Source organism: Alphaproteobacteria bacterium (genome assembly GCA_015062495.1).
Lineage (GTDB): Bacteria > Pseudomonadota > Alphaproteobacteria > Rs-D84 > Rs-D84 > Enterousia.
In genome coordinates, this window is sequence record SUUN01000003.1 from 22933 (window position 1) to 40419 (window position 17487).

General features: G+C 45.2%; 15 protein-coding genes. 5 read left to right on the top strand and 10 right to left on the bottom strand.

Features of this window, described 5'->3' with window-relative positions; translation table 11 throughout:
* Positions 1 to 17: 17 nt before the first annotated feature.
* Positions 18 to 2180: a hypothetical protein gene (locus E7008_04490; protein ID MBE6457170.1), complete on the bottom strand. Its 2163-nt coding sequence runs from the start codon at positions 2178 to 2180 to the stop codon at positions 18 to 20.
* 140 nt (positions 2181 to 2320) lie between these two features.
* Here E7008_04490 and infA point away from each other — a divergent pair, with 140 nt between their 5' ends.
* Entirely contained in the window at positions 2321 to 2569 is a 249-nt protein-coding gene (infA, locus tag E7008_04495; protein MBE6457171.1) for a translation initiation factor IF-1, read from the top strand.
* Here infA and E7008_04500 read toward each other — a convergent pair.
* Positions 2566 to 3066, bottom strand: a complete 501-nt coding sequence (locus E7008_04500) for a hypothetical protein (GenBank protein ID MBE6457172.1) — start codon at positions 3064 to 3066, stop codon at positions 2566 to 2568. The genes infA and E7008_04500 overlap by 4 nt on opposite strands.
* On the opposite strand from E7008_04500, the gene E7008_04505 reads away from it, so the two are divergent.
* A complete protein-coding gene (locus E7008_04505; protein ID MBE6457173.1) occupies positions 3065 to 5092 on the top strand; it encodes a hypothetical protein in 2028 nt (675 codons plus the stop codon). The two genes, E7008_04500 and E7008_04505, sit on opposite strands and share 2 nt — an antisense overlap.
* 56 nt (positions 5093 to 5148) lie before the next feature.
* A complete protein-coding gene (locus E7008_04510; GenBank protein ID MBE6457174.1) occupies positions 5149 to 5868 on the top strand; it encodes a hypothetical protein in 720 nt (239 codons plus the stop codon).
* Between the two features lie 24 nt (positions 5869 to 5892).
* Here E7008_04510 and E7008_04515 read toward each other — a convergent pair whose 3' ends face one another.
* The 3 genes from E7008_04515 to nrdR all read right to left on the bottom strand — a co-directional run bounded on the left by E7008_04515 (position 5893) and on the right by nrdR (position 8470).
* Positions 5893 to 6144 (bottom strand): hypothetical protein, encoded by a 252-nt coding sequence (locus E7008_04515; GenBank protein ID MBE6457175.1) that lies wholly within the window; start codon positions 6142 to 6144, stop codon positions 5893 to 5895.
* A 91-nt stretch (positions 6145 to 6235) separates the two neighbouring features.
* Positions 6236 to 7960, bottom strand: coding sequence for a lytic transglycosylase domain-containing protein (locus tag E7008_04520; protein ID MBE6457176.1), 1725 nt, complete (start codon positions 7958 to 7960; stop codon positions 6236 to 6238).
* Between the two features lie 9 nt (positions 7961 to 7969).
* Complete coding sequence (gene nrdR, locus E7008_04525; GenBank protein MBE6457177.1) at positions 7970 to 8470, bottom strand: transcriptional repressor NrdR; 501 nt, start codon at positions 8468 to 8470, stop codon at positions 7970 to 7972.
* Between the two features lie 170 nt (positions 8471 to 8640).
* Here nrdR and E7008_04530 point away from each other — a divergent pair, with 170 nt between their 5' ends.
* Complete coding sequence (locus E7008_04530) at positions 8641 to 9741, top strand: site-specific DNA-methyltransferase (protein MBE6457178.1); 1101 nt, start codon at positions 8641 to 8643, stop codon at positions 9739 to 9741.
* 117 nt (positions 9742 to 9858) lie between these two features.
* Here the strand turns inward: E7008_04530 and E7008_04535 are convergent, their stop codons facing one another.
* Positions 9859 to 11967 (bottom strand): hypothetical protein, encoded by a 2109-nt coding sequence (locus E7008_04535; protein MBE6457179.1) that lies wholly within the window; start codon positions 11965 to 11967, stop codon positions 9859 to 9861.
* Between the two features lie 115 nt (positions 11968 to 12082).
* On the opposite strand from E7008_04535, the gene E7008_04540 reads away from it, so the two are divergent.
* On the top strand, positions 12083 to 13045 hold the full coding sequence (locus tag E7008_04540) for a hypothetical protein (GenBank protein MBE6457180.1): 963 nt from the start codon (positions 12083 to 12085) through the stop codon (positions 13043 to 13045).
* Positions 13046 to 13139: 94 nt separating this feature from the next.
* On the opposite strand, the gene E7008_04545 is transcribed toward E7008_04540, so the two are convergent.
* The 4 genes from E7008_04545 to E7008_04560 form a co-directional block, all read right to left on the bottom strand.
* Positions 13140 to 13580, bottom strand: a complete 441-nt coding sequence (locus tag E7008_04545) for a 50S ribosomal protein L17 (GenBank protein MBE6457181.1) — start codon at positions 13578 to 13580, stop codon at positions 13140 to 13142.
* Positions 13581 to 13914: 334 nt separating this feature from the next.
* Positions 13915 to 14943 carry a DNA-directed RNA polymerase subunit alpha gene (locus E7008_04550; protein MBE6457182.1) on the bottom strand — a complete coding sequence of 343 codons (1029 nt, stop codon included), beginning with the start codon at positions 14941 to 14943 and terminating at the stop codon, positions 13915 to 13917.
* Between the two features lie 170 nt (positions 14944 to 15113).
* Positions 15114 to 15746, bottom strand: coding sequence for a 30S ribosomal protein S4 (rpsD, locus tag E7008_04555; protein ID MBE6457183.1), 633 nt, complete (start codon positions 15744 to 15746; stop codon positions 15114 to 15116).
* A 237-nt stretch (positions 15747 to 15983) separates the two neighbouring features.
* Complete coding sequence (locus E7008_04560; protein MBE6457184.1) at positions 15984 to 17453, bottom strand: hypothetical protein; 1470 nt, start codon at positions 17451 to 17453, stop codon at positions 15984 to 15986.
* Between the last annotated feature and the right edge of the window lie 34 nt (positions 17454 to 17487).

Sequence of the window (17487 nt, forward strand, 5' to 3'; positions counted from 1 at the left end):
CCCTGGATTGTTCATCCTTACATATTCACATCTTCACAAGATTCGATTTCCTGACAGAATTCTTCTTCGCCCGCTGCCATCATACCCATCAGGCCACCACCAACGATTCCTACTACACTGCCAATTGCGGTTCCCCAACCTGGCGTTACCATAGTACCCGCAGCAGCCCCCGCAGATAATCCACCCGCAGCACCTTTTGCAAACCCGGCCCCCTTGGATTCACCACCTTTTTCGCAAACCTGTTGCATACGGCAAACATGGCAATTACGCAAAGACGGTTCAAATGAAACACTGCGGATATAACTGTAATTCTTGTCCGACTTATCTGGTGTTTCTACCTTGTACATCGCATAGCAATTCTTTTCTGCTTCTTCTAAATCCTGTTTGCGTGACAGTTCTGCAATCTTAGATTCCAGTTCACGCATCGCACGATTTTCCGCCCCAATTTCCGCAATCAATTTGGCCGTGTTAAACACACTGTCCCCTAAACTTCTGCGCCCCGCCGGCTTTTTCGCATCGGCACACGCCGCAACGGTAATATCCTTTTCGAACTGCTTAAAGAATTCATCGACCGCCACCTTGGAATTATCACGCACCTGAACACGCAACGCGACCATTCCTGCTTCATCATCTGGAATTTCCGTCAATCCCATAATCGTATCATCCGACGGCAGGCACGACATATCCGTCCCACACGTTTTACCCAACTGTTCTCCGAAATAGTTGATACAACCCTGCATCATCTGGTAATCCATCTGCAGAACCGCCGCCGACACAATTATATCAAACTGTGTTTCATTCTTGCATGATGGGAACATATTCTGTGGACACATCGCGACAATTTCTGACGTCTTTTTCCCAACACATTCCGGCGCGGTAAAGTTTTCACCACATTTGTCGCGCAAACACGCATCAACATCATTTTGACAGAATTGCGTCCGCAGATAGCCCAACTTGTCATTAACGACCGACTTTAACCCCGGAATCATCGCATCGCACTCATCAATAATCGGACAAACACCCGCCGCGACATTGACATCTGTCAAACATGCCGAATTAGTTGCGGTTGAACACCCATCCTCTAAACACACCTGAATCTGAGCCAAACAAGTCTGACGACGATATTTGTCGGCATATTTGGCCGCATCAACTAAAATAGCTTCGGATTCTGCCTCCCAGTCCTGCAAGACATAATCTTTGACCGCCATACACTGATCCAGAACATTTTCACATGCATTCGCACGGCGTCCTAACAAATCTGCATCCAGACAGTTTTCAAAATTCGCACCGCACCCACCCTTGTCTGCGATACACGAACGATACGCCAACAAACATTCACCACGATTATATTTATTTGTTGTATCCAGCATCGCCAATCGCGCCTGACGAACTGCGGCCTCGGCCGTGCGTTTATTTGATTGCGCATTGGTCTTTTGTTCCGCCAGATACAAATTAAACGACTTGCAATCGGCAACAATCTGGCGCGAATACAACATTTCTTCCATTTCCGCCTTGTCACCACAGGCCTCTAATTCTGCGGCACAATATTCCGCCGCCATACTATACAGCCCATCGCCAATATCCGCATCCGCGTCCAGTCCCTCTTCTTCGCCCGTACTGCTGTTCAGCCATTCTGAAAAACTAAGTCCTGACGCACGCGAACTTTTTTTGGCGGCTTCACTTTCACCAAACACCAGGCGCGCCTTGGCCCCCAGTTGTTCACGCTCTACACCTTCGGTATATAACTTATCCGCCTCTTCTTGAATTTTTTGAATTTCTTGAATCAAATCTTTGGACTGATTAATATTCGACGAACACGCACATCTGTATCCTTCGGATTCATCCAGCAAACAAAACTCATCCATACATGCGCGATATGCTTCGCGACAATTACCGGTTTTTGGCGCGGCCGACCCCACTTCTTCTGAAACAACAATTTCTTCTGCCACGTCAACTTCATCCGCCACCTCGACCGCAGCCGACGAAACCTTTGACGACATAGTCGGATTTCCATTCGCCTTGCCCCCAGACGCAGTGGTAATATTCGCACTAATATTCGGCGCACGCGCACCCGCCATAGAAACACGTTGCACCCCAACACGTGCATTACTATCACGCACCGCAGCGAATGACATCCCCGGGACCAACACCAACAAAGCAGCCAAAATTCTTATTTTCATAAAATCCACCCTACATATTTTGTATATTATTTTATCAAATCCAGACCCCATTCACAAGAAAATAAAAAAGCCTTGCATTTTTATCACACAACCAATATCATATACCCCAGAAATTTATGAAAAATCCAAGGGATAAATGCATGGCAAAAGATGATGTAATGGTTTTCAGTGGCACGGTCGAAGACAAACTGCCCAACACTATGTTCCGCGTAAAATTGGAAAACGGGCATGAAATTTTAGCAACTGTCTGCGGCAAAATGCGCAAAGCACGCATCTGGGTAAACGTTGGCGAACGCGTACGCGTTGAAATGACACCATACGATTTGGACAAGGGCCGCATAACATTTGTTGAGCGTAATCGCCCCACCCCAACTGAAAACGCAAATTAAAAATCGCCCCATTTGGGGCATTTTTTATTGGCTATAAACGCCATTTTTTGATAACATATATACATATTATTAAGGATGAGAAAGGTTATATACCTCATAACTGCACTGTTTATCGGTGTCGGCACTGTCGACGCCGCTGTTCGCGACGCCAATTCCCCATCACGACAAACGACCAAATCAACCATTTCACGCAACGCGAACAACACCCAACAAAACACAACTGCGCGCACAACATCCCGCAATACGGTTGCCCGCACTGCAACCACCGCGCGCACCAACGCCCGCCCAGCAACCACCGCACGGACGGCAAAAGCATCAACAACCACACGCAACGCCGCATCAAACACAGTTGCACGCGGTGCGGTTTTCAACACAAACCATGGCAATGTCCGTACTGCAACACGTCCCGCCCGCGCAACATTAACAATGAACACAGTGCATTCAAACACATTCGGCACAGGATACAACACATGTCGCGACGCATATTTTACATGCATGGACCAGTTTTGCAGCACGGCCAACGACACATATCGCCGTTGCGCCTGTTCATCCAAACTGGGCGAAGTTCAATCGCGCGAACGTGCCCTGTCAAATGCGGCTGACCAATTATCCGACTTTCACAATCTGAACATGGCCGTAATTGATAAAACTGCGGCCGAAGTCACCGCCATGACAACCGCAACCACCGGCGAATTTACCCAATCAATCAGCAAAGACAATTCCGCCAGCGCATCTGCATTGGCCGGCATCAGTGATGTTTTATCAAAAACAAAAAACAAATCATTATCAACCCAGGGCACACTGGACATCGCCGGCAACATAAATGAAATCTGGTCCACATCTGATTTGGCCGGTGGCACAAACATCGCCAACCTAACAGGCGAAGCGTTATACAACGCCGTCCATGCCCAATGTTCCCAGATGGTTATCGACAAATGCCCCGATCAAACAACCCAGAACATGGTTGTATCGGCATACGGAATGTACATCGAAAACGATTGTTCATTAATAATCAGCGAACTGGATAAAAAACTAACAAATGCGAACAAAACAATTCGCGACAGCGAACGCGAAATGAACCTGGCGCGCCTTGAAAATTATAACGCACACAATTCAACATCAATCAACGATTGTATTGCCCAGGTACGCGTCGACATCACCGCCAATACGGCCTGTGGCCCAGACTATATACATTGCCTGGACATAACGGGTCGCTATTTAAACATCGAAACCGGCGAACCGATTTACAGTCCTAACTTTTACCAACTGGAATCCCAGGTATCATTATCTGGCGACATACTGACGAACGAAACGAACCGCCTGTTGGTTGCCGAATTAAACAAAAAACGCAACTATGCAACCCGCGGTCTGGATACATGTCGCGATATTGCAGACGCCGTTTGGGACGAATTCATGCGCCAGGCCATCACCGAAATATACCAGGGCCAACAGGAACGCATCCGCAACGTAAAAAATGAATGCCTGGACGTGGTAAACAAATGCTATGACACACAAAGCCAATCTTTGAAAGATTTTAGCAATGTCAAAGAACAATTGTTATTGGGATCACGCCTTGAATTATCCGAACAAATGTGCCGTGAAAAACTGGACGCGTGCAGCAATTTATACGGCGGTGGGTCACACGGAATGGCTGAATTAATTACGGCCATGCACGACATCACCAGCCAACAAATCGCCAAGGATTGCCAAACAACCCTGTTTGCATATGCACGCGACCTGTGTGCCGTCCCCAGCAACGACAGTCTGCACACCTATCCATTTGCATGTCGTGTATATGCACCGGGCGAACAAATTTATGCATCTATTTATGCATGCAACATCCAAACCCAAAACGACCAGGCGGGCTATGACAACACGCCCGACGACACAACCAACAACGATAACACAGGCGACGACACTGGTGGCGGTGGCAACAGTGGTGATAACAGCGGCAACAATAATCAAATCGTTGGCGGATATTCGTGCCCCACATACAAACGATATATATCATGTAATGCTGGCTACTACCTTGCCCTTAATGGCAAATACAATGCAGAATCCAAGGTTGGCAACACATGCGCGCAATGCCCCGCTGGCTATACATGCCCTGGGGGCACAGACGCACCAATCCCCACCGCCGAACCCGACGCCCCCGTGGTGGAAGTTGCGCGTATGTGCGGCGACGACTATGTGGGCAGTTTATACCACAAACTTGCGCGCTATGCGATGCAGGCCTGTGTTCGTCCATCAGAATCTGATCGCGCCCTGCCCCAAACGGTGTTACAGGATATCAATGTTGTCATGGACCAAATCCGCAGTGACATGTCAAATTCACTGTCCGCTGAATGCGAACGCCTGGGCGGCACATGGGTTGACACCGTCTGGATTGACGAAGGCGACGGCACCGACGGCTGTCATGACACAACGGGCGACATCCTGTTCAAAAAATTCTATTCAGAAACATCCGCAAACACCAAATGGGGATATTGTGCAGAAACCACCACCACAACAGCAACACAATAAGCCAACTTGCAGGATATACAAAAATCTGATAAAATAGACAGCAACAGGAAACAGAAATGAAAACAAACATCATCATTTGCTCTTTGCTCTTTGCTCTTTGCTCTTTGGGTGACACCTATGCGGCCACAACACCATGGTGGATGCAGCCAACCGTCTGTCGCCTTGACCCTACGGATTGCTATACAACAATGGGCATGGGCTTTGATTCCGAAATGTGGGACGCGACCAGCAATTGCTGGGGATTAAAATTAATATGCCCCGATGCCTTGGTTGCCTATTCCCGCGACCCAGTACCAATGGGGCGCGCCGAAATCGCACGCGATGGCGGGGAAAAGATAAAGGTTGATTTTGACACAAATTTATTGGGAACTGACGGCGATTGTTTTGGCCGTCGCAAAACATCTGAAAACGGCACAGTCGCATCGGTAAATGGCACAGACGTATATGTTTGGTGTCCTGGAATTTTAGACAAACCGGACGAAACATTGGCAAATGGCGAAATCACATACGGCACCCAGCCCACATGTAAATCATTGGCAGAATACGGTTATGTCGGCATTGAAAATGGACGTTGCTATGGTAAATATTTTGACAATGCAAAATATTTCATTGAATGCGGCACGGCATTAATGCCAACACGCCTGATTGTATTAAACGGTGCGGATTACACCGCCCCCATGAACGGCGCACCGATTGATATGGACGCTGCGGAACGACTGTTCGATAAAATGTACAGTGTTTCACAAACACAACATGCCAAATATTTCCAAGAATAAAACCGCCATTTGGCGGTTTTTATTTTATCGCGTATGCGCCCAGATTTCATCATACGTATAGCCGGCCAACATACAACCATTTCCACGCTGGAATGGATTGAATGCAACCTTGTCCTGGACAGATTCCACAACATTTTCCGGTTTTACATTTAAAACCGAATCCAAAGTCGTTGTATTATTTAAATTATACTGCTTTACAATACATACACCTGAAAAAGTGCATTTCCCAGACTTTTCATCCATATGCGCACAGTTCATTCCCATACAATTTGCCATAATAAATCCTTTTGTTTAATATTTTTACCGCCGCAAATATTAACACAGGAATTTATTTTGTCAAATTATTTATATTCCTATAAGTTTCTGATTAAATCGTCATTCGTTCTGCAATTTGTTGCTGAACATATTCATCTTCGCTGTTATACAACGGCCAATTACCGTTTGCTAATTCTTCCATTGATGTCAGTGGTTGGTTCAAGCGTGCACGATACAGCCATAAATTTGACATTACTCGTTTAATATAACTGCGTGTTTCATACGCCGGGAAACTTTCAATATATAACAACGGATCATATGTATAGAACGATTTTTCAAACTTAACCATCGTCCCCATCCCCGCATTATATGCCGCCAACATTTTTATAATACTGTTTTCCACCCGTTCATGTGCCAACAAATCAACAATATACTGTTGCCCCAGGAACATATTATGTTCTGGATTCGACATATCCATTTGGGTTATATCCAGTTTATTTGCACGCGCAACGCGTTTTGCGGTACTGGGCATCAATTGCATAACACCATTTGCACCCGCGCCCGATTTCGCCGACACACGGAAATTACTTTCCTGTTTTGTAATCGCCAATAACAACGCCCGGTCAATCGACCATCCGCCCATCGGTTCCCAATCTGGCAATGGATATTGCGCCGAATAAATAATATCATCATCAATTTCCAAGATTCCGCGATCCTTGATAACAGATGCTGACTGCACAGAAACGCGCGGCAATCCGTACGCGGTCGCAACCGCATTAACAGCATGCAAAACCCTGTCCGATGTTTTTGATGTAATTAAATACTTTAAATATTCTTCGGCCCGATCCTTGCGGCCAACCTGTAATAACGCCAGGGCCATTTTCCCATACTTAGTATTCGCCAATTCTGCAAAATCTTCATCTGTGGCATCTTGTTCAAAAAATTCATATTGCGGTGTTTGCCCCAACATAGTCGCAGACAGCGCACCATAAAACGCCATTGGGTGCGTCGCAGCAATACGCCAATACTTTTTTGCGACATCGCGGTCGCCTTTAAAGTCTGCCGCACGCCCTGCCCAAAATGCGGCCTCGGTCTTGCGTGCATTATTTATCTGGGGTAAATCCAGAATACGACTGAAATACTTTTGTGATTCGGCGTAATTATCCTCTTTAAAGTACAGCAATCCCATCGCCCACAAACCATATTCTGAATTTGCGTCCGACGCGACAAAACCCCACTTTTTTGCCAATTCCATTTCACCATTGGTATAGTATATAAACGACAAACGTCCCGCCAAACGACCATAGTCAGATTCGGTCAATTTTTTCTTGAAACCTTTATTTTCCAGTATTTCCCGCGCCACCTTGGTTGAACCGCTGCGGATTGCGCGTTTAAATTCATTAATCTTTTTTTCTGCCGATCCCGAATATTTTTTTGCCGTCCACGTTTCCGACTGGGCCGTTTCTATTGACTCAGACCCACTCATAATCGCCGGAACTTTTGCTTTGCGTACGGTGGCCTGTTTAATTTTTGCTAATTTTTCCATACGCGTCGCACCGGGCATATCATAGTACCGTTCCATCCACATTACGATTTCTTTGCCACGCGTACGATATGTATCAGAAACATACCTTTGATACAGCACTTCGTTCATCAATAAATTATCTGCAATCTGACTTTGTACATTAATCGCAGTATTTATTTTTTCTTTGTCCTGTAAATCAAAAACCTGTTGATACAGACTTGCATCAACATCTGTTAAAATTTGTGGCAAATCCGCCGCCCAAATATTCAGCGGCAAAATAACCCCAATTAAAATTGTGAAAAATTTCTTCATCTTATATCATCAGAACAGCGACGTTTTCGGTAATTTGCATACAACCGCATCATCTGCATCCTCGGGTATTTGATCGATAATTTTTTTAAAGTCTGAAACACGTGAAAACTTGCGATACACGGATGAAAAACGCACAAATGCAATCGGGTCCAGATTTAACAATGAATCCGACACCATCTGACCGACCATGGCACTGGTTACCGTATCATCGGGCGTTTCTGTTTCCAATCTGCGCTGAATCGACGCCACCAAACGCTCAATCTGTTCATCGCCGACATCACGGTTACGACATGCCAACTTAATACTGCGGCGCAGTTTTTCACGATCAAAAGGTTCTAATTTACCGCTGTTTTTGCGCACAACCAAGTCACGCATTTGCACGCGTTCAACCGTTGTGAATTTCGCACCACACTGTTCACACACACGTCTGCGACGAATAATCGCGTCCCCAATATCCGGGCGCGAATCCGTAACACGACTCTCCGTAGAATTACAATATGGACATCTCATAACACATATACGGTAGCAATCAAATCCGTCCATATCAAGTAATTTTATTTTTTATGAAAAAAAATGCTTTTTTATAAAAATCAAGTGCTTTATTTCAAAATCACATTTTTGCACCACCAAAAAAACACCCAAAATATGATAAAATATATACCAGGACATTGGCGAGAGAGATGAACAAATACCTGAACCAAATTTTATTGGGCGATTGTATTGAACTGATGCGCGGAATACCCGACGCGTCGGTTGATGCAGTATTTGCCGATCCGCCATACAACTTGCAACTGGGGTCAAAAACACTCTATCGCCCCGAAGATCAAACAGCCGCCCGCGCTGTGCGCGACGAATGGGATTCATTTGAATCATCGGCCGAATACGATAAATTTACACGCGAATGGCTGGCTGAATGTAAACGCATATTAAAGCCCACCGGCGCGATGTGGACAATCGGCAGTTATCATAACATTTTCCGCGTTGGCAGTGCCCTGCAAGATATGGGCTTCTGGATTTTAAACGACATAGTCTGGGTAAAAACAAACCCAATGCCAAATTTTCGTGGCACACGCTTTACCAACGCACACGAAACATTGATTTGGGCAACACCCACCAAAACCGGAAAATACACATTTAATTATGAAACGATGAAGAAATTAAATGGTGGCAAACAAATGCGTTCCGACTGGGATTTAAACATCTGCCTGGGCGAAGAACGGATTAAGGGCGCCGACGGCAAAAGCCTGCACAACACCCAAAAACCATTGGATTTATTACATCGCGTAATTTTGGCATCGACGAAACCTGGCGACATCATACTGGACCCATTTATGGGGTCTGGCACAACAGCCGCTGCTGCACGCGAACTGGGCCGTCAATTTATTGGCATCGAACGTGATGCAACATATGTTGCCGCGGCACGTGAACGCGTTGCAAATGTCCAACCAATCGATTTATCGAATATCGAAGTTTCCAAACCAAAGCGCGACGAAATCCGCGTTGCGTTCAAGGAATTAATTGCGGCCGGACTGCTGTATGTTGGCCAAACATTGGTCAGCCCACGTGGCGAACGCGTTATGATTACACACGACGGCCATTTAACACACCAATTATATGGCAAGGCATCAATCCACGTCATGGCGGCAAAATTACAACGCAGCGTCAGTTTTAATGGCTGGGACTATTGGTCTGCACAAAAGGCAGACGGCACATTAGTCCCCATCGACGAACTGCGCAAATACATCCGCCAGATTAAATCTGACATGAAACAGGCCGCCTAAAAGGCAATACGCTTTTTCCTTGTACCTATTAGAAATTAATTTTCTGCATTAAATAAAAGTTTAGCGAAGTATTCCTGTCTCATATCTCAAAAAAAAATCCCCCGAACGGGGGATTTTTTATTCACATGCACCGTGCGATTTTGCCACTGGATAGTTTTCTATACATGCACTGCCCGATACCGTACACACCGAACGAACTAGTGTCGTCGTTGGCGCACCGGCCGGCTTATAGTTAAACTGGGCATCGGCACACTGTTCCAAATCCGCAAATGTCGCACATGTATTTTTCCATGATTGACAATCTGTAATTGTCGCAGTTGGCGCAACCACATCTGGCACCCGCAGATTCCACTTTACATAGAAATCTTTCAACGTATCAATCGAATGCGATTTATTAAATGCCACCTGTTCCAAACCATCACCAACGCGACAACTGATGTTATTGCGTTCAACGAATGCTGTAATTGCCGTGGCCAATCCACCCGTACCCGCACCGACGGCCGCACCAATTCCAATACTCTTAGCCATATTGGATTTTTCGCCGTTTATCATCAAATTCGTTATATCTTTACCAAATACAGAATTCAAACGCACCAATTCTGTTTCAACGTTTGATGCAGTGATACACTTTCCACTTTGCGAGCAATAAATACCCTGGCCGTTCGCTTTGTCCAGATTCAATGCCTTTAACGTACAATTCTGCCCATCAACCAATGTTTCAGCACCTTGCGAAACACTTGTAAAGACAACATCTCTTTCACGCAACAACGCCTCGCACGCTTCAACACTGCCCGCATTCACACATTCGCGGTTCAAGAAGTTTTTACACGCACTAACCGTTGTATGTCCATTTTCCAAACACCATTGTGCAGTGTTCCTCACTGCTGCTTCCTCTCCATTTGTTTTATCAAATGTCATATTAATTGTTATCGATGATGAATACAGATACTCCGCATCCTTGCATTCTGCAATTGCTGTTTCGTACTGATAGTATTTATCAAACAATTCAACAATTTCACCACACGTCCCTTCGTCCATGGTTTTCTGGGTGATATCAACATCATCCAGTATATATTCATTTAAAATACCAACCGCACGTCCATCTTTTAACTCTTCCATCAGCAATTCGCGATGTTTTGGGCGTGCACAGTCAAATTCACGTTTACCATGACCTGCGATTGCACCAATCCCCGCCCCCAGAACTGTACCGCCACCAATTCCAACAACGGCAACCGTACTGGTATCATTCATCAATGAAAATCCGAACAAATCCTTGTTACAACTGAATGTATCGCCGGCGGCCTTCCATACTTCGGCCGGCTTGTCATTACCCGCCGCACCAAACAACCATCTGTTTGAAATATGCTTATCCTTATTATACGCTGCAACGCGAATCAAACATGTCGCCGTTTCCGCATCCCAACGTGCATAGTGACCACGCGAACCATCAACCCCTGGGTTGCCATCATTAACCTTGACCCCTTGTGGATTCGTCTTGACCAGCATATTTCCCTGTTGACTGTTGTACGCCCCGACGGTTTTATTATATTCAGCGGTTGTCTTTCCATCATTTGCAACAGCCGTAAACGATGATCCGTATGTATTTTTATCCAGCAAACGGCATGTATTTTCCGCCTGATTTGGGGTTAATCCTGTTTTGCGCAAAACAAAGTTATAGTATTCTGGCTGAACCTTGCGCGAATTAAAGTCAATCCACACATCGGCGGCCGAACGATAAACATTCGCACAATCGCGCCGTACATCCGTCACACATTTTTCAATCTGACTGATACACAGTCCCATACCATTTTCAACCGCATGACGAACTTCTTCGTTAAACAGGTTATTCAGCCCATTTGGCAGCGCCCCATTATTGATACAGCGCAACACATCATCCATACACATATCAACCGTATATGCAGAATTTTTAACCCCGCCATCTGGACATTCTGGCCCAATCGGCGGTTCTGGTTCGTCTGGATTATCCGGCACATCTGGCTGATCTGGCACAACATTTGTCCCACCTGTTGGCACATTTGTTGAAATATTACCAACCGAATTTATCGGCAATGTTGGCATACTGGGCATACGCGCAACCGATGCCGGGCCCGCTGCACGCACATTTGCATACCCCGCGCGCCCTGTTGCAGCATCTGCGACACCAACCAGCGCACACACCGCCACCGACACAGCAGACAAACCAACAAATTTAAACAATCCAGACATGAAAATCCCCCTAAATCTATCCCTTGTATTATATCACAAAAAAGCCTATAAAAAAGCACTTTTTAAACCCTCAAATAATATTGACAAAACAATTTTATTGTCTATAATTATTTACATGACAAAAGTTTTGGAATTTATCAAGTCGCACAAATACGCCATTATATGGACGTTATGCTATTTGGCCATAACATGGGCAATTTTATATTTCATGTTTGATTTTTCCATATTCAACCGCGCCCAGTGGCGACATTTGGCACATGCACAATTACGCGGATTTCCCGGTTTTGTTTTTGGCATATTATTGTTGGCGGCTTTACCACTGTACATTGCAACAACCACATTGATTGTACGTACCAAGCAACCACTAATAACAATCCCATTGCCTAAAATCAAAATTCCAGAATTTCTGAAATCGTCCCCTGCCCCTACGCCTGAAACAGTACCAGAATCCGAAACACCGACACTGGGCCCCGACGAAGTGGACACACCCGTTGAATTGCCCGACGACATGCCGGCGGAATTGCGTTTTGCATTTATCCGTGCACGAAACAACATCGGCCGCATCCAGACATCTGCATTCAACGCACCGCACCCCCAATTATCAAACACCCAACCCAACACTCCTGACACAATCGCAGATAACCTGCCGCTGCCGACTGATTTTGATATCGACATCCCCGCACCAGACGTCGACCCCACCATTCCAACATTTACAGAAATAAATTTCGATGACGAAATTATCGACACACCAACAACACCAAACGACAACACAGAACTGATACAACACCTGACACAAAACAACAAAGAATTTTCCACAGATGAAGATATCGTCATTACAGACACGCACGCAATAATAACACACGCTGATTCTGATTTCTGGGTAACTGATACCGACAACTGGTTTGCCACTGGTCGCACATGCCCATCACCAATTATCGCCGTCCAAAATGCCGCAGAAAAATACAATCGCACCCCGGCAATTTACCTGGCGTCTATGAACATAATGGACATCGACAAACTGATTCCACAATGGCAATCCGCCGGCATAACCGTAATAACAGATTTGTCTGAAATTTAACTCAGATAAATAAAAGTTTAGCAAAGCATTAATCGCTCATTGCTCTTTATAAAAAATCCCCCAAACGGGGGATTTTATTTATGAACCTAATTGATTATTTCGCCGCTTCTTCTGCAACTTCTGTGGCTGCTTCTTCTGCGACTGGCGCAACGGCTGCTTTCTTTGCATTTACGTCACGATCAATCAATTCGATAATCGCCATAGGTGCTGCATCACCATAACGGAAACCCGCCTTCAGAACGCGTGTATAACCACCATTACGGTTCGCATAGCGTGGACCTAATACTTCGAACAACTTTTTAACAGTTGCCGCCGACGCATTACCCAATTCAGACGCTGTCAAACGACGATTTGCAACAGAATCAACCTTGGCACGTGTAATCAGTTTTTCAACAACACTGCGCAAATCTTTTGCCTTGGGCAAAGTGGTTTTAATCTGTTCTTTTTCAATCAAGTTTTTTGCCAGACCGATAAACAAGGCCTTGCGTGCATTTGTATCGCGATTAAATGTGCGACCTGCTTTCATATGTCTCATCTGATTACTCCTTTTGGTTTCTGCCCATCATCGTTTGACGGGATTCGTTTGAGACGCCACAACCTGACACAAAAATGCCAGCACTGTGGGATTAAATTCGCTTTATTCTACATTATTCCCCACAAATTGCAAGGGAAATCCACATCCCCCTTGCCATGCGAAGAAATTAAATTATGCGAGACGATTGTTGGTGTTTCACAGTTCCGATGTCCCACAACTCCTTGCCTTGCAAGAAATTAAATTATGTGAGGCTATTGGAAGTGTTCGCCGTTTCGTAGTGTACAGACGCTACATGAGAAACGGCGCAACACGACAAGAGTCCACAGAATTTAATTTATTTGTAGGGGTCTTCGTACTTCTTAGCCAATTCCGCAATATTTTCTGGTGGCCAACCTGGAACTTCCATCCCCAGGCCCAATCCCATTGCTTCTAATTGGACTTTGATTTCGTTCAAAGACTTGCGGCCAAAGTTTGGTGTTTTCAACATGTCAGCTTCGGTCTTTTGTACCAATTCGCCCAACCAGTTGATTTTATCGTTCTTTAAACAGTTGTTTGCACGAACCGACAATTCCAGTTCATCAACATGCTTTAACAATTTTGGATCAAATGGCAATGCATCCTTGGCCTTTTCTTCTTCACTTGGGCCACTTAATTGTGCTGGATCTTCAAAGTTGATAAATACCAACAACTGATCCGTCAGGATACGTGCCGCAAATGCAATTGCATCTTCTGGTGCGACTGAACCGTTTGTCTTGACCGTCAATTCCAATTTGTCATAGTCTGTTGACTGACCAACACGTGTTGGCAAAACATCACTGGCCACATTCAAGATTGGCGAAAAGATAGAATCCACCGGAATCACACCCAATGGCAAACCATCTGCATGCTGGGATGCCGGCACATAACCACGGCCCATACCCAATGTGATTTCCATATCCAAATTCGCGCCCTTGTCCAAAGTGCAAATTTCTGCATCTTTGTTCATAACTTCGACCCCACCGGTTGTTTCAATCATACCCGCGGTTACAACGGCTGGCCCTTTAACTTTCAAATATGCTTTGTGCTGACCTTCATTCAATGCCTTGAAATAAACCCCTTTCAGGTTCAAGATAATATCGGTTACATCTTCGCGTACGCCCGAAATACTTGAAAATTCGTGCTGAACACCATCAATTTTGATATAAATTGGTGCACACCCCTGCAACGAAGATAACAACACGCGACGTAATGCCGTCCCCAGTGTCAAACCGAACCCCTTTTCCAATGGTTCTGCGACCAACGTTGCAACATTTGGATTATGTTCATCTGTTTTGATTGTAAGTTTTTTAGGCTTAATCAAAGTCATCCAGTTTTTTTCAATCATTTATATTTCCTTTTAGCTTAGTTTATCATTTTCGCCAAACGGCCATGCACAAAACGCGCATTTCGGCGCAAATTCTATATCACATTTTCACAAAAGTCAACATATTAATAAAAAAATCCCCCGCATATCCAAACGGATTCGGGGGACAATAAATAATTCCATCACACCGATTAACGTGAATAGAATTCAACGACCAATTCTGGGAACATCTGAACCGGATATGGTACGTCTTCGAACGCAGGTACGCGCACAAATGTCGCTGTAAAGTTTGCACTGTCCACAGAAACATAATCCGCAAAATTGCGTTCCGCAGATTCCAACGCCAATACAACCAATGGCATCTGTTTGGCTTTTTCACTGACTGTGATAACATCACCTGGTTTAACCTGATACGATGCGATTTTCACGCGTTTGCCATTAACATAGATATGACCGTGGCTGATTAACTGACGGGACGAGAACACAGTCGGTGCCAATTTTGCACGATAAACAACTGCATCCAAACGACGTTCCAGCAAACCGATCAAATTTTCTGGTGTGTCGCCCTTCATATTATCTGCTTCGATATAATATTTACGGAACTTCTTTTCACCGATGTTGCCATAGTAACCTTTCAGCGTCTGTTTTGCGCGCATCTGTTTTGCGTAATCAGACGAATTACCACCACGGGATGTTGGTCCATGCTGACCCGGTTTATATTTACGTTTATTAAATGGGGATTTTGCCTGGCCCCACAGATTAACGCCCAAAGAACGTCCAATCTTTAACTTGCGTGTGCTGCGCTTTGCGCCTGCTCTTGCCATAGTTTTTTCCTTTTATTTTTGGTTTTACGGTGCCGGATATTTTAACAGAATCCTTATCACTGGCGGGACCAAAATGCACCGCCGTTTAATCAGTTCTGATTACCCAGCGGGGCACAGTTTATACGCAAACGAACAAAAAATCAAGTATTTTTATACCAATCAGGAAACATTTCCACATTCAGCACAATAAATAAAAGTTTATTTAAGAAAAAAATCCCCCTGTTTGGGGGATTTTTATCAGAACTGGGTCTCTGCACATGATTCCTGTGGGTCGCCCCATGTCTTGCAATACGCATTACCAAACAATGGTCGCTTGGTTTTGGAACACTGCTGTGAACGCGTACACTTATTACACTTTAACGTTTCCCATTCAAATGTGGACGTAATGGTTTCTTTGTAATTCCATTGGTTCAACTGTTTCGAACCAATCAATTCACGTTGAACACCTCCATCAGCACCATTGGCACTACCAGAACCCACATTACCCAACAACCCAACTCCCGCAACAGCAGCAGCACCCGCACCAACAGCAATCGTACTTGTCAATGCACTTGCACTCAGAGAAAAAACTGTAATCGAAGCCCCAGCTGTGAACGGAATCGCCACCGCAGCACCAACAATCGCAGCAGCAGCCAAAATCTTACCAAACGCACTCTTTGGTGGATTTGGTGATTTAGGCAAAGACGATGCCTCGGCAAAACTGACGCATGCCTGGCGGGCAATTTCACGACGCGCATCCAGTGCATTTTCGCCCTGAATCTCTGCCATACGTTCACCCATCTTGGCATAATCCTGCAACATTTTTTCGTTCAATTCATCATACTTTTTATAGTAATTATTTTTTGCAATTTTCAGCGCGGATGTTGCAATAATCGAACGCATCTGTTTGGTCAATTCTGGGAAACGCGCGGCACTTTTATCACCAATACGTGTACGGGTCGATTTGCCTTCGGCATCGGTGCGTTTCATCCCCTGGACTTCACGCCCAGTCATACAGAACTGAACCTTGGGGTCAGCCTCAATCGCGTTAATCGCCGCATCAATATTGGCCTGCAACACCGCCAATTCAGATTTTATACGATCTTTTTGCTGGGCACTCATATTCTTGGCATCGTCAATTTTGGCCATATATTCATCCACCGAACTCAGACGACCATCATCCGCAACCTGAACCGATTCCCAATAAATCGTCCCGTCCAACACCCCTGCAAATGGTGTAACCGGTCCTAACTCGGTACTGGTCGATCCCTCAACACGCCCCAATTCTTTGTCCTGAATCTGGTCAATATTTGTACGACATTTTGCATAGTCTAAATCCAGACCCGTTTCTGACATGGTATATTCACAAATCTTATACTCTAATGAACGTGCCCCGATATTTTCATCAACCGTCAGTGCATCACAGTTTTCTGTTCCGCCACAGACCTTGATCATGGCTTCGTCCGCTGCGGCCTGACATTCGGCCAGGAACGCATTATCAATATTCAGCATAATTCCCTGAACCATGGTCGACAGTTCTTCATAAACCGCGTCCCCACGAATATCATCTTCACCATACATCTTTTGACAACCGGTCAACTTATCATATGGGCACATACGAATAATCGTATCCGTATCCAATCCGATACATTGGGTATAATCCTTACCGCACCGGTCGTCGGATTGGAGGCAATTTTTGACTTCTGTAGTACAAGAATCGACACGCATAGAAGCGAGTCTAGCGACCACGAAATCCCAAATA

Excerpts from the sequence above, each read along its gene's own strand:
- E7008_04490 (MBE6457170.1), bottom strand. The coding sequence starts at position 2,180 with ATGAAAATAAGAATTTTGGCTGCTTTGTTGGTGTTGGTCCCGGGGATG.
- infA (MBE6457171.1), top strand. The coding sequence starts at position 2,321 with ATGGCAAAAGATGATGTAATGGTTTTCAGTGGCACGGTCGAAGACAAA.
- E7008_04505 (MBE6457173.1), top strand. The coding sequence starts at position 3,065 with ATGGACCAGTTTTGCAGCACGGCCAACGACACATATCGCCGTTGCGCC.
- E7008_04500 (MBE6457172.1), bottom strand. The coding sequence starts at position 3,066 with ATGCATGTAAAATATGCGTCGCGACATGTGTTGTATCCTGTGCCGAAT.
- E7008_04510 (MBE6457174.1), top strand. The coding sequence starts at position 5,149 with ATGAAAACAAACATCATCATTTGCTCTTTGCTCTTTGCTCTTTGCTCT.
- E7008_04515 (MBE6457175.1), bottom strand. The coding sequence starts at position 6,144 with ATGGCAAATTGTATGGGAATGAACTGTGCGCATATGGATGAAAAGTCT.
- E7008_04520 (MBE6457176.1), bottom strand. The coding sequence starts at position 7,960 with ATGAAGAAATTTTTCACAATTTTAATTGGGGTTATTTTGCCGCTGAAT.
- nrdR (MBE6457177.1), bottom strand. The coding sequence starts at position 8,470 with ATGAGATGTCCATATTGTAATTCTACGGAGAGTCGTGTTACGGATTCG.
- E7008_04530 (MBE6457178.1), top strand. The coding sequence starts at position 8,641 with ATGAACAAATACCTGAACCAAATTTTATTGGGCGATTGTATTGAACTG.
- E7008_04535 (MBE6457179.1), bottom strand. The coding sequence starts at position 11,967 with ATGTCTGGATTGTTTAAATTTGTTGGTTTGTCTGCTGTGTCGGTGGCG.
- E7008_04540 (MBE6457180.1), top strand. The coding sequence starts at position 12,083 with ATGACAAAAGTTTTGGAATTTATCAAGTCGCACAAATACGCCATTATA.
- E7008_04545 (MBE6457181.1), bottom strand. The coding sequence starts at position 13,580 with ATGAGACATATGAAAGCAGGTCGCACATTTAATCGCGATACAAATGCA.
- E7008_04550 (MBE6457182.1), bottom strand. The coding sequence starts at position 14,943 with ATGATTGAAAAAAACTGGATGACTTTGATTAAGCCTAAAAAACTTACA.
- rpsD (MBE6457183.1), bottom strand. The coding sequence starts at position 15,746 with ATGGCAAGAGCAGGCGCAAAGCGCAGCACACGCAAGTTAAAGATTGGA.
- E7008_04560 (MBE6457184.1), bottom strand. The coding sequence starts at position 17,453 with ATGCGTGTCGATTCTTGTACTACAGAAGTCAAAAATTGCCTCCAATCC.